Origin of the sequence: Gayadomonas joobiniege G7, assembly GCF_000300815.1 — a bacterium.
Classification (GTDB): Bacteria; Pseudomonadota; Gammaproteobacteria; order Enterobacterales; family Alteromonadaceae; genus Catenovulum; species Catenovulum joobiniege.
Genome location: NZ_AMRX01000001.1, coordinates 182377 through 194813 on the forward strand (window position 1 = coordinate 182377; position 12437 = coordinate 194813).

Annotated in this window: 10 protein-coding genes and 1 other RNA gene; 4 read left to right on the forward strand and 7 right to left on the reverse strand. The window is 42.2% G+C overall.

Annotated elements, in window-relative coordinates; genetic code table 11:
- Window positions 1-9: 9 nt before the first annotated feature.
- The 4 genes from C727_RS0100955 to lexA all read right to left on the reverse strand — a co-directional run bounded on the left by C727_RS0100955 (window position 10) and on the right by lexA (window position 4121).
- Window positions 10-558: a cytochrome c oxidase assembly protein gene (locus C727_RS0100955; protein ID WP_017443745.1), complete on the reverse strand. Its 549-nt coding sequence runs from the start codon at window positions 556-558 to the stop codon at window positions 10-12.
- Window positions 559-566: 8 nt separating this feature from the next.
- The gene (ctaD, locus tag C727_RS0100960; RefSeq protein ID WP_017443746.1) at window positions 567-2156 is read right to left on the reverse strand and encodes a cytochrome c oxidase subunit I; all 1590 of its coding nucleotides are present in this window, start codon (window positions 2154-2156) and stop codon (window positions 567-569) included.
- Window positions 2157-2167: 11 nt separating this feature from the next.
- Entirely contained in the window at window positions 2168-3262 is a 1095-nt protein-coding gene (coxB, locus tag C727_RS0100965; RefSeq protein ID WP_420196310.1) for a cytochrome c oxidase subunit II, read from the reverse strand.
- Window positions 3263-3491: 229 nt separating this feature from the next.
- Window positions 3492-4121, reverse strand: a complete 630-nt coding sequence (gene lexA / locus C727_RS0100970) for a transcriptional repressor LexA (RefSeq protein WP_026052483.1) — start codon at window positions 4119-4121, stop codon at window positions 3492-3494.
- Window positions 4122-4259: 138 nt separating this feature from the next.
- Between lexA and plsB the strand changes: the two genes are divergently transcribed.
- Window positions 4260-6716 (forward strand): glycerol-3-phosphate 1-O-acyltransferase PlsB, encoded by a 2457-nt coding sequence (gene plsB / locus C727_RS0100975; RefSeq protein ID WP_017443748.1) that lies wholly within the window; start codon window positions 4260-4262, stop codon window positions 6714-6716.
- Window position 6717: 1 nt separating this feature from the next.
- Here plsB and C727_RS0100980 read toward each other — a convergent pair whose 3' ends face one another.
- A complete protein-coding gene (locus C727_RS0100980) occupies window positions 6718-7611 on the reverse strand; it encodes a phosphoribulokinase (RefSeq protein ID WP_026052484.1) in 894 nt (297 codons plus the stop codon).
- 129 nt (window positions 7612-7740) lie between these two features.
- On the opposite strand from C727_RS0100980, the gene C727_RS0100985 reads away from it, so the two are divergent.
- The 3 genes from C727_RS0100985 to C727_RS0100995 all read left to right on the forward strand — a co-directional run bounded on the left by C727_RS0100985 (window position 7741) and on the right by C727_RS0100995 (window position 11059).
- Window positions 7741-8457 carry a ZIP family metal transporter gene (locus C727_RS0100985; RefSeq protein ID WP_017443750.1) on the forward strand — a complete coding sequence of 239 codons (717 nt, stop codon included), beginning with the start codon at window positions 7741-7743 and terminating at the stop codon, window positions 8455-8457.
- A gap of 357 nt (window positions 8458-8814) precedes the next feature.
- A complete protein-coding gene (locus C727_RS0100990) occupies window positions 8815-10575 on the forward strand; it encodes a DEAD/DEAH box helicase (protein ID WP_017443751.1) in 1761 nt (586 codons plus the stop codon).
- A 289-nt stretch (window positions 10576-10864) separates the two neighbouring features.
- Entirely contained in the window at window positions 10865-11059 is a 195-nt protein-coding gene (locus C727_RS0100995; protein WP_017443752.1) for a hypothetical protein, read from the forward strand.
- 36 nt (window positions 11060-11095) lie between these two features.
- Here C727_RS0100995 and rnpB read toward each other — a convergent pair.
- Together rnpB and rsmI are read right to left on the reverse strand one after the other, a co-directional pair.
- Window positions 11096-11460: RNase P RNA component class A (gene rnpB / locus C727_RS18960), an RNA gene on the reverse strand.
- 33 nt (window positions 11461-11493) lie between these two features.
- The gene (rsmI, locus tag C727_RS0101000; protein ID WP_017443753.1) at window positions 11494-12339 is read right to left on the reverse strand and encodes a 16S rRNA (cytidine(1402)-2'-O)-methyltransferase; all 846 of its coding nucleotides are present in this window, start codon (window positions 12337-12339) and stop codon (window positions 11494-11496) included.
- Window positions 12340-12437: the final 98 nt, after the last annotated feature.

Genomic DNA, 12437 nt, shown 5'->3' on the forward strand with positions numbered 1-12437 from the left:
TCCCGTTAATTACCGCGACGCGGTCACTTTGTCTGTGATCGGGTATAAAGTATAAGCCAGCGTCAGTTGTTGAATGTTCTGCGGTAGCTCAGTATCAATATAAAACTTAATAACAAAATTTTTGCTTTCACCGGCTGCAACCTTCTGCTGTTCAAAACAAAAACACTCAAGTTTATGCAGATATAAAGCAGCTTGCCCCGGTGACACCGAAGGTATTGTTTGCACATAAGCGTCTTGCTGGCTGTGATTTTGGATATTGAAGCTGACTTCTTGCATCGCGCCCGGTTGCAACAGCATTTGATTTGCCAAACTCTCAAATGACCAATCATTACCACCTTGATTGATGCTGATAAACTCAACTTTGAGTTGTCGGTTTGCATCAACCTGCGTTGGCAGCTTATCGGTCAATTGCACACGATTGACAGTGCGGCCGTTAATCCCAGTTACGTCGCAAAAAACGTCATATAAAGGGACAAGCGCAAAGCCAAAAGCAAACATGCAAACAACAACCAAACATAAACGTTTAATCAGTTTTTTTTGCGCGGCTTCAGTGTCCATTCGTCACCTCACTCAATTTTTGGCGGTTTTTCAAAGGTATGGTAAGGCGCTGGTGATGGCAGTTGCCATTCGAGCCCTTTGGCCCCATCCCAAACTTGATGGTTGACCACAGCCCCACGTTTTCGACAAGCTTTTATGACCAATACCAAAAAGATAAGTTGGGATAAACCAAACGCAAAACCGCCGATGCTTATTAGCTGGTTCCAGCCAGCAAATTGAATCGAATAATCAGGGATCCTTCGTGGCATTCCGGCTAAACCAATAAAGTGCATAGGAAAAAACAGTAGATTTACAGATATCAGAGAACACCAAAAATGCCATTTAGCCAACACTAAGTCATACATGACCCCAGTCCATTTAGGCAGCCAGTAATAAGTTGCAGCTATCAATGAAAAAATAGCGCCGGTAACCAACACGTAGTGAAAATGCGCAACAACAAAATAGGTGTCATGATATTGAAAGTCGACGGGAGTGATCGCTAGCATCAAGCCCGAAAAGCCACCAAAAGTAAACAAAACAATAAAAGCAACTGAAAACATCATAGGCACCTCATAAGAAATAGCGCCCCGCCACATAGTCGCGACCCAGTTAAACACTTTCACCCCAGTTGGCACAGAGATAAGCATAGTGCAATACATAAAAAACAATTCAGCATAGACTGGCATCCCAGTGGTAAACATATGGTGAGCCCAAACAATAAAACTTAGCAGTGCAATCGAAGCGGTGGCATACACCATAGACGAGTAGCCAAATAATGGCTTGCGACTAAAGGTAGGGACTATGGTTGAGATAATGCCAAAGGCTGGCAAAATCATAATATAAACTTCTGGGTGACCAAAAAACCAAAAAATATGCTGAAACATAACAGGATCACCGCCACCGGCTGCATCAAAAAATGAGGTGCCAAAATATTTGTCGGTTAATACCATAGTAACTGCACCTGCAAGTACTGGCATTACCGCGATTAATAAAAAGGCTGTGATAAGCCAGGTCCAAACAAATAACGGCATCTTCATCCATGTCATGCCAGGCGCCCGCATATTGCAAATGGTTACAATAACGTTTATCGCCCCCATAATCGAAGATATCCCCATTATATGCACTGAAAAAACAAACAGGGCAGTGCTATCGCCACTATAAGTGGTAGATAAAGGTGCATAAAATGTCCATCCGAACGCTGGACCACCACCTTCAACAAATAAGCTAGCCAATAAAATGGTAAACGCAAAAGGTAAAATCCAAAAACTTAGGTTATTCATACGTGGAAGCGCCATATCAGGCGCCCCAATCATAATTGGGATCATCCAGTTAGCTAAACCTGTAAAAGCAGGCATTACAGCACCAAAAACCATGATCAAACCATGCACTGTTGTCATTTGATTAAAAAAGTGTGGTTCAACAATCTGCAAACCTGGCTGAAACAACTCAGCCCGGATCACCATCGCCATAGCACCACCCGTCAAAAACATAATAAAAGCAAACCATAAATAGAGGGTGCCTATGTCTTTATGATTGGTGGTAAATAACCAGCGCTTTATCCCTTTAGCAGGTCCGTGATCATCAGTATCCTGTGTTGTTGTACTTGCCACTGAATTCATTCTCGCGCTCCTTATTGGCCTTGCTTATGTAAATGAACGTCTTTGGGTTGCACTATGTCGCCCGAATTCATGCCCCAAGCGTTTCGCTCATAGGTGATCACAGCCGCTAACTGTTTTAGCGTTAACTGTTTTGCAAAGGCCTGCATCGCTGTGCCATTTTTACCATTCAGTACAATTTCAATATGGTCTGCGACAGGCCCTCGGGTCACAACACTATTTATCAACCCCGGAAACACCCCAGGTAAACCAGCACCATTGGGTTGATGGCAAGCGGCACAATAAGCGCCATACACTTTTTCACCTTCAGCCATTAATTCATCAAACGACATACTCATTGCTAATAAGCGCTGCTCTTCAGCCTTGGCTTGGCGAATAAACTCTTTTTGTTGCAGCATCCAACTGTCAAACTCCGCGGGTGGAACGGCTTTAACTACAATGGGCATAAAACCATGATCTTTACCGCACAACTCTGCACACTGTCCTCGGTAAATACCCGCTTCATTCACACGAGTCCAAGCTTCATTAATAAACCCAGGATTCGCATCTTTTTTTACCGCAAAATCAGGTACCCACCAACTATGAATAACATCATCCGAGGTCATTAAAAATCGAACTTTACGCTCGGTCGGAATAATTAACGGTTTATCCACCTCTAACAGATAGTCATCTCCTTTTATCCATTTATTTTGAATTTGTTCCATTGGCGTGTCTAACAAGCTATAAAACTCAATGCCATGACCATGGTACTGGTAATGCCATTTCCACTGCGAACCTGTTACTCGAATGGTCAAATCGGCTTGGCTGGCATCTTCCATGTCAATCAAGGTGGACGTGGCTGGGACCGCCATAGCAATCAAAATTAAAAACGGCACTATGGTCCAGGCAATTTCAACTTTAATACTTTCATGAAAATTAGCGGGTTTGGCGCCACGAGATTTACGGTGAAATACCATTGCATACAACATCACCCCAAATACCAGTAAGGCAATGACGACACAAATATAAAAAATAGTCATATGCAGGTCGTAAACCTGATGACTGATGTCAGTAACCCCTTTTCTAAGGTTAATGGAAGATTCGCTGGCCGCGGCCGGTAAAACCTGGATGCCTGTAAAAAGGCAAAGCAGCAGTACTCGTTGGGCAGATGAAACCACGCATATCTCCTTGCTTTGTTGTTATCTGATAATTGCCTTGTAAAAAGACATGAATAAAAAATAGACAACAAAAAACAAATTGACAAAATTTTTTTAAAAAAATAACGCGGTTATATTAAAAATATATTAACTTAAAATTAAAACCAGTATTTCACTGGCAACAAAAGTAGGTGAAAACAAATTAAAAACCGCCAGAGTTACGTACGACTCCAACCGCTAAGCCTTCTATGGCAAACTCATTTTGCGTTAAGTCCACCTCAATCGGATCAAAGTCATCGTTTTCGGCCAACAACAATACTTTAGCACCTTTTTGTTGATAGCGTTTTACCGTGACTTCATCACCCACTCGGGCAACGACAACCTGTCCATTTTGAACCGATTGTGTACGATGCACAGCCAATAAATCTCCATCTAAAATGCCAACATTAATCATGCTGTCACCATATACCCGTAATAAAAAATCAGCACCGGGTTTAAATAACATAGGATCAACTTGGTAGTGGCTTTCTACGTGTTGTTCAGCCAAAATAGGGCTACCGGCAGCTACACGACCGATAAGGGGCAAACCCTCAGCCTCATTGGCAGCTTCGTCTTCTCCCTGATCGATTAGACGAATCCCCCTGCTGGTACCTGCAATGATTTCGATCATGCCTTTTTTAGCTAAAGCTTTTAGATGTTCTTCGGCGGCATTGGGAGACTTAAACCCTAAAATCCTAGCGATCTCGGCACGTGTAGGCGGCATTCCGGTTTGCAGAATATTATCTTTAATCAACTCTAGAATCTGTTTTTGTCGGGCGGTTAATGGTCTCATAGGTGGTTATCTATACAGTACAAATACTGTAAGTATAAACAGCTTGTACAAAAACGCAACCATTCAATTTACTGCAAAATTTTACTATTAGCATGTTACAATTATCGGTATATAAGTCGATTTGAAAAATGGAACAGGATGGCTGATTTTAAAAAACTGTTGAGCTATATGCTAACATTGCCAATACGCGTATTAACCAAAACCAAGTTGGTATTGGCCAATTATGAAAAACTAGATGGTAATAATTTAAACAAACCCCTGTTTTACGTGGTTAAACACGACTCAGCCAGTGATTTAGTCGTTTTAGATATCGCTTGTCGCAAAGCAGGTTTGCCAAGTCCGTTTTCAAGGGTAAAACTGGGTGATCAAAAAATAAAACGATACTTGTGCTTAGATAAACTACACCCAGTGATTAGTAAAAAACGTGGCACAACGGATGCGATGGCGCTGATGGAACTTGCATTAGAATTACATCAACAACATCCAGAGCTCGACGCACAGTTGGTTCCTTGTTTTATCAATTGGGGTCGTTCTCCGGGCCGCCACTCAGCTAAAGAACAGCCGTTATTTGATGACTTTAGCAAACCAAGCTGGCTAAAAAAGCTGTATATAGTGACGTTTCGTGGCCGAGATAACTTTATCTCGATTGATGATCCTGTTTCCTTGCGTTATACAGTAGACCAACATGGTTATGATAGCAGCATAGCGCGCAAGCTGTTACGAGTGGCTAGATTTCACTTTCAGCGCCGTCAGTTAATGATGTCTGGACCCAGACTTTGGCACAGAGATCAATTTATCACCGCCTTGATGGCTTCTCCAGTGATTAAAAAAGCCATCGCCGATGAGGCTAAAAGTAAAAATATTAGCCGTGAACAAGCGCGCACGACCGCCCGCACCTATTTAGAAGAAATGGTTGCTGATTACCGCGGTGGCTGGATCAGATTTTTAGATCGTGTTTTAACTTGGGTTTGGAACAAACTCTACTCTGGTTTGCATATTCAAAATGGTGAAGCGGTACGCAAACTCGCACAAGAAGGCCATGAAATTATCTATATGCCCTGCCACCGCAGCCATATGGATTACCTGTTATTAACTTATGTCATCTATTATCAGGGACTAGTGCCACCGCACATTGCGGCTGGGGTAAATTTAGATTTTTGGCCTATGGGTGGTGTCTTTCGTCGTGCTGGTGCGTTTTTTATGCGCCGCTCATTTCGCGGCAACAAGCTCTACTCTGAAATTTTTCGAGAATATTTGGCCCAATTAATTTTTCGTGGTCATTCAATCAAATTTTATCCTGAATCAGGTCGATCTCGCACAGGCCGTTTGCTAAAACCTAAAACAGGTATGTTAGCCATGGTCATACAGACCCTTTTTCGTGGGCAAGACCGCCCTGTCACTATAGTTCCTGTTTATATCGGGTATGAACACGTAATGGAAGTCAAAACCTATTTACGTGAGCTAAGTGGCGCAAAAAAGAAAAAAGAGTCTTTTTTACACTTATTCAGCGTACTAAAAAACCTACGCCATTTTGGCCGCGGCTATGTTAATTTTGGCACCCCTATTTTATTAAATAAGCTATTAAACGAGCAAAACCCAGATTGGAAAAAAGAAATACACCCTTACTCACCACCTAAACCCAGCTGGTTACCTAATTTTATAAATCAGGTTAGTCACAACGTCATGTGCAATATTAACCAAGCGGCTGCGTTAAACGGTGTTACCATGACCGCCATGGCACTCACTGTTGCTAATAAAAACACGCTTTTCCGGCAAGATTTAGAGCAATTTTTAAGTTTGTTAACCGATTTGCAAACAGACAATGCAATTTTCACCAACCTGTCATTGCCGCCTGAAGCAAATCCAACCGAGCTGCTCGAAAATGCGTTAAAAATGGAAAAATTCACTTTGGATACAGATAGCCCGGATATTATTCGTCTACCTCAAGAAAGCACTGTTGAGATGACTTATTACCGAAATAATATTATCCACTTATATATGATCCCAAGTGTCATTGCAGCTGTGCTAATTGAGCAGCAAGCGGTGGACAAAAAATATTTATTGAAGTTAATAGAACAAACAGCGCCATTATTAGCCAATGAATATTTTTTCAGTTATCAGCCAGCACAACTGATCAGTTATGTTGAGCAGAACCTAGTTGCCATGAAGTCGCATGGTTTAATAGAAATCGACGGTGAAAATATCATTGCCGTGGATCATGCAAAAGCCCCATACATGCAATTGCATTTATTAAGCTTATTGGTGCAAGAAACACTGCAAAGGTACGCGGCTGTATTATTAACCCTAGAGCGCAGCTCTGATGGATTAAGCCGCTCAGAATTAGAACGAACTGGACAAGCAACAGCACGCTATCTTGCAAAAATGCATGACATTAAAGGGCCTGAGTTTACTGATAAAAGTATCCTTAGCCAGTTTGTTGGTTTATTAAGAGAAAAAGAGTTGATCGTGATAAAAACAGAAGGCCGCTATGTCCCAACCTTGGAGTTGAAAGATCTAGCCGCCAATATCTATAGCTTAATTGATGGGGATATTTTTCATACCATCAAAAAAGCGAGCCAGCGCAGCGATAAATAAATTAGCGCATAAACCATTCAGTTGGGGCAATTCGTTTGCCCTTTTTTTTCATTAATTCTTCAATTAATGGGGTAATGATTAACTCCATTGCCAACCCCATTTTACCGCCCGGCACCACCATAGTATTCACGCGTGACATAAATGCGCCGTCGATCATATTCAGGTAATACGGAAAGTCGACTCCGCGAGTGCCACGAAAACGGATCACCACAAAACTCTCATCTAAACTCGGGATATCTTTAGCTGCAAAAGGGTTGGATGTATCAACCGTTGGCACTCGCTGAAAGTTGATATGAGTACGGCTAAATTGCGGCGTAATATAATTGATATAGTCATCCATGCTACGCACAATAGATGCCATTACAGCCTCATGACTATGGCCACGATCACTGGTATCTCGAATGATTTTTTGAATCCACTCCAAGTTAACTATTGGCACCATGCCAATCAGCAAATCAACATGTTCGGCAACATTATTTTCATCGGTTTGCACGCCCCCGTGTAAACCTTCATAAAACAGCAAATCTGATTCAGGCAATTCTTGCCAAGGTGTAAAAGTACCTGGCATTTGGTTATAAGGAACAGCTTCGTCAAATGAATGCAGGTAACGACGGATGCGCCCAGAGCCAGTTTCACCATAGGTTTGGAACAAATCTTCTAGTAGGGCAAAATCGTTTGCTTGGGGACCAAAATAACTAATATGGCGCCCTTGCTCTTCTGCTTTTCGAATTTCAACTTCCATTTCTGCCCGAGTATAACGATGAAAGCTATCCCCTTCTACTTCGGCGGCTTGAATACCAAAACTACGAAAGATATGTCGAAAAGCCAGCGTTGTTGTCGAGGTCCCAGCCCCCGAGGAACCAGTAATAGCAATAATTGGATGCTTTGCTGACATAAATGGTTTCCAAAAAATTTGTTTAATTGAACCTAATTTAATCATTAATTAAATTAAAAAGCGAACTCTCACTAAAACTTTGCCGTATAGAAAGAGCAATCACCCTAGTAAAAGCGCACGGAGCACAATGTGAACGAACTGATCCAAATTTTAATCTACACCAGTTTAGCCGGTATCTGCATTCCATTCGGCGGCTGGCTTGCAAGTATTGAGCATCTTCAACCCAAATGGCTCGAAGATGAGCTTAGACATTTTATTATTGCATTAGGGGGCGGTATTTTAGTTGGTGCAGTTGCTTTTGTTTTAGTGCCCGAAGGTCACCACAAAATGCCCCATCCCATGCTCACTCCTGGATTAATTTTAGCGGGCGGTGGCGTGTTTTTATTACTTGAGCGCTATCTCGCTAATCATCAAGCAGCCGCCCCTCAATTAATCGGCACCCTACTGGATTATTTACCAGAGGCTGTCGCTTTGGGTGGTTTAATTGCTTTGCATGCGCCAACCGCGTTAACAGTTGCAATTTTAATCGGCTTACAAAACTTGCCAGAAGGTTTTAATGCCTACCGAGAGTTATTAGCCGTTAATCATAAAAAGAAAACGACTCTGATTTGGATGTGTGGACTAGCGTTGTTGGGGCCAATATGTGGTTTATTAGGCTTTTATGTATTAGCAGATTTCCCTGTGATTCTCGGTGTTTTAATGCTTGTTGCATCAGGCGGAATTTTATACCTTATATTTCAGGATATTGCGCCGCAAATCAAATTAAACCACCACTGGCTGCCCGGACTCGGTGGCGTGTTTGGTTTTTGCATCGCGTTTTTAGCCAAAATTCTGACTCATACATAGCCAACAAATGAACTATGAGGTACAAAGTGCCCTTGCGTTAAATGCAATTAAACTTGCATTTAAGTTTAAAACCTGTATAGTGCGCCTCCCAGCCCAAGGCTTTTCCAACAGATGATATAAAGTCTGTCACCGATGGTAGTTTAACCATCTCAAAGTTAAAGTCGCGCTGGTTTGTCGAGGTAGTCGCGCTACCAGTGTGAAATAATGCGGACACAATTTAATGTCCTAGTTGCTAACAGTTTAGCATCATGAAAGTGATACACTCAGTAAATCGTATGCTTGCCTAAAGCAGGCTTTCGTTTACTCTGAACCCGCGCTGATACCTCATCTTTTTAGATTTAAATATAGAGTAAAAATATGCAGAATGATTCATCAACAGTTCTTTTTTCAGAGCTGGGCTTGCCTACACCTGTTTTAAAAGCAATTGAAGAAATGGGTTTTAATGAGCCAACTCCGATTCAAGCACAATCTATTCCGGCTTTATTAGAAGGGAACGATATTCTGGGTGAGGCTCAGACAGGTACAGGTAAAACAGCCGCGTTTGGTTTACCTTTATTGTCACGGTTAGATGCAGGGTTACGCGAAACCCAAATGTTAGTAGTATGCCCAACTCGCGAACTTGCTATTCAGGTAGCCAAAGCTATCACTGACTTTGCCAAATATGTACGTGGTTTAAAAGTTGCAACTGTTTATGGTGGTCAATCTTATACGCCACAAATCCGTGAACTTCGTGCTGGCCCTCAAATTGTTGTCGGTACGCCAGGCCGTCTAATGGATCATATCGATAAAGGTCGCTTAAAGTTAGACAATTTAAAAAGCTGTGTACTAGACGAAGCAGACGAAATGCTGAATATGGGATTTTTAGAAGACATCGAATGGATACTAAAACATGTGCCAGAAAACACCCAAATGGCGTTTTTCTCTGCCACTATGCCAGCAGCTATCCGTAAAGTGACACAACAATTTTTAAAAGAGCCTGTGCATGTAAAAATCGCTGCAGTCAAACAAGCTAAAGCGAATATTACCCAACGAGCTTGGCGTGTTAGCCGCATCGGTAAAACAGCGGGCTTAGAAAGATTAGCAGAAACTTTAGATTATGATGCCATGATCGTCTTCGTGCGCACGCGAAATGATACCTTAAGCTTAGCTGAACATTTAATTAGTAAAGGGTTTCCTGCGGCTGCTTTAAATGGGGATATGAACCAAGGAGATCGTGAACGTATTGTTGAGCAGTTAAAACGTGGCAAAGTCTCTATCTTAATTGCAACAGACGTCGTAGCCCGTGGTTTAGATGTTCCTAGAATTAGCCATGTTATTAACTATGACTTACCTGCTGATTCAGAATCTTATGTTCACCGTATTGGCCGTACCGGTCGAGCAGGTCGCAGTGGTGAAGCCATTTTATTTGCTAATGGCCGTGAAATGCGCACTTTATTCCGCCTAGAGCGTGCAACCGAAGGTAAAATTGAAGACTTCAATATGCCAGACGCAAAACAATTAGGTCAGGTTCGTATCGAACGTTTGCAATCACAAATTAGCCAGTTAATGGACAACCCTAAGCTTGATGAGTTTGAAAAAGTGGTTGAAAGTTTTGCTGAGCAAAATGAATGGGATGTTAAAAAACTGGCAGCAGCTTTGTTGTTCGAACAACAGAAAAAACAACCTCTGTTTCCAGAAAACGATCCAGTCGGCCGCGACCGCAATAGCCGAAATGATAACCCGCGAGGCGGTAGAGACGTACGTGATGGTCGGGATAGCCGTGATGGTCGCCGCAATGCTGGCCGTAAAGGAGGCCGAGATGCAGGCCCACGCTCGAATGAAGAATTTGATACTTTCCGCTTTGAAGTAGGTCGTGAACATGGTGTTCGTCCGGGTGATATTGTTGGTGCAGTTGCCAACGAAATAAACCTAGACAGCAAACATATTGGTCACATTAAGTTATTTGATCAGCACGCCCATGTCGATCTACCTAAAGGCATGCCAAAGCCCTTGTTTCAAAAATTACAAAAGGTGATGATACGCAACCATAAAATATCACCAACAATTGCTTCTAATTCAGCGGGTAACCAACGCCAAGAGCGTTCGTTTAAAGGTCGCGAAAAGCGTAGCTTTAACTAACTCGAATTAAGCTTTGAAGCAGCCTCTCCGCGAGGCTGCATTTATTATTAACCTTACTGACCACTCCCCATAAAACATCAATCTCCTTCACACGCCCTCTACATTCCCCCAAGTGGGTTTAATAAAAATATTAAGACAAATCATAAGGATAAATAGTGACCAAGCGTCAATATCAAAAATATTCAACAACTGTTTGATTTATAATCAAGGTTAAGGTCTAATATTGAACATAATAACAAAGTGAATTTATTCACAAATAAAAAATTATTTAATTTGAGGACATACAAAAATGGTTGAACTATTAGAGTTTATCGCAGTGGTTTTACTCTTATGGTTTTTAGGTAAGCATTTGATCTATCGTATATTTCCGGAGTACGGTTTGAGGGTTGCCGAAAAAAACTACCGACGAAGACCCGACCACGTTAACGCCAAGGCCCTTTGGCGAGCGCGGCGTCGCGTAAAACGTAAAAGCAGTCTGCACTAACTACAATAACTGCGGTTTAAAGCATGCCTTTAAAAAGGGAAAAGATAACTTATAAGCCGGGTTCTGTACCTTGTTGCCAAGGTGGCAATCATTCATCTAGGCGCAACATTGCTGTTGGGCTCAAGCAATCTACCCGGTTCCAGTGCGGGCCGCACCGACGGAACCCTATTTGATCTTGCTCCGAGTGGAGTTTACCTTGCCACGAACTGTTACCAGCCGTGCGGTGCGCTCTTACCGCACCCTTTCACCCTTACCTGCAATCTCACAATTGCATCGGCGGTATCCTCTCTGCTGCACTTGTCGTCGGCTCACGCCGCCCAGACGTTATCTGGCACTCTGCCCTATGGAGCCCGGACTTTCCTCCCCTTGCCTAAACAAGCAGCGATTGCCCAGTTATCTTTTCGCCGGCGATTGTAACCTAACTGTCAAATAGGTCAATCACTATCCTTGTTTAAATGCAACGCAGCTTTATATAATTGATTTTTTTTGCCACCCAAGGTCTCTGCAGCTATCCCTGCGGCCGTTTTTAACGGCATATACGGCAACAGCTTATTGATCAACTGCAAACTTTTTTGATCAACATCACTCACCTCTTTCGTCCCCTCGAGCATAATGACAAACTCACCTTTTTGCTGATTAGCGTCGCCACTAATCAATGCTTTTACTTCTGCCACACTACCCGCATAAAAACTTTCATAAGTTTTAGTCAATTCGCGCGCTATAACCAAATAATGATCATCGCCAAGTACAGCCGTTAAATCATCTAAACAGGCTAAAATACGATGACGAGATTCGTAAAAAACAGCCGTTGCTGGCGATTCTTTGATGGCACTAATTTTGTTTTGTCTGGCTTGTTTTTTAGCTGGCAAAAAACCACCAAAATAAAACTGATCTGTGGCAATGCCAGCCGCAGACAATGCAGCGATAACAGCGCTGCAACCTGGCACAGGAACGACTTTAAAACCCTGTTGTCGCGCTAAAGCCACGATTCGATAACCTGGATCATTAATTAGTGGCGTGCCTGCATCCGAGATAAGTGCGATCTGATTTCCATTTTTTAGCATTTCTATCAAATTAACCGACTGTTGCTCTTCATTATGATCGTGATATGCAACACACTTAGTGGTAATGGTAAAATGATTTAATAATTTAGCGGCATTGCGGGTATCTTCAGCCGCGATATAGTCAACCTCTGCAAGTATTTGCAAAGCCCTTTGAGTGATATCATTTAAATTACCAATTGGCGTTGCGACTACGTATAAGGTTCCGGGTGACTGCATCTTTGCTGATAACCTGACTTTTTAATTAAGAGTGGACGTAATATACTAGAATCAATTTGATAGATGAAACAACTTATCAAAAATTAATCGCGTATTTT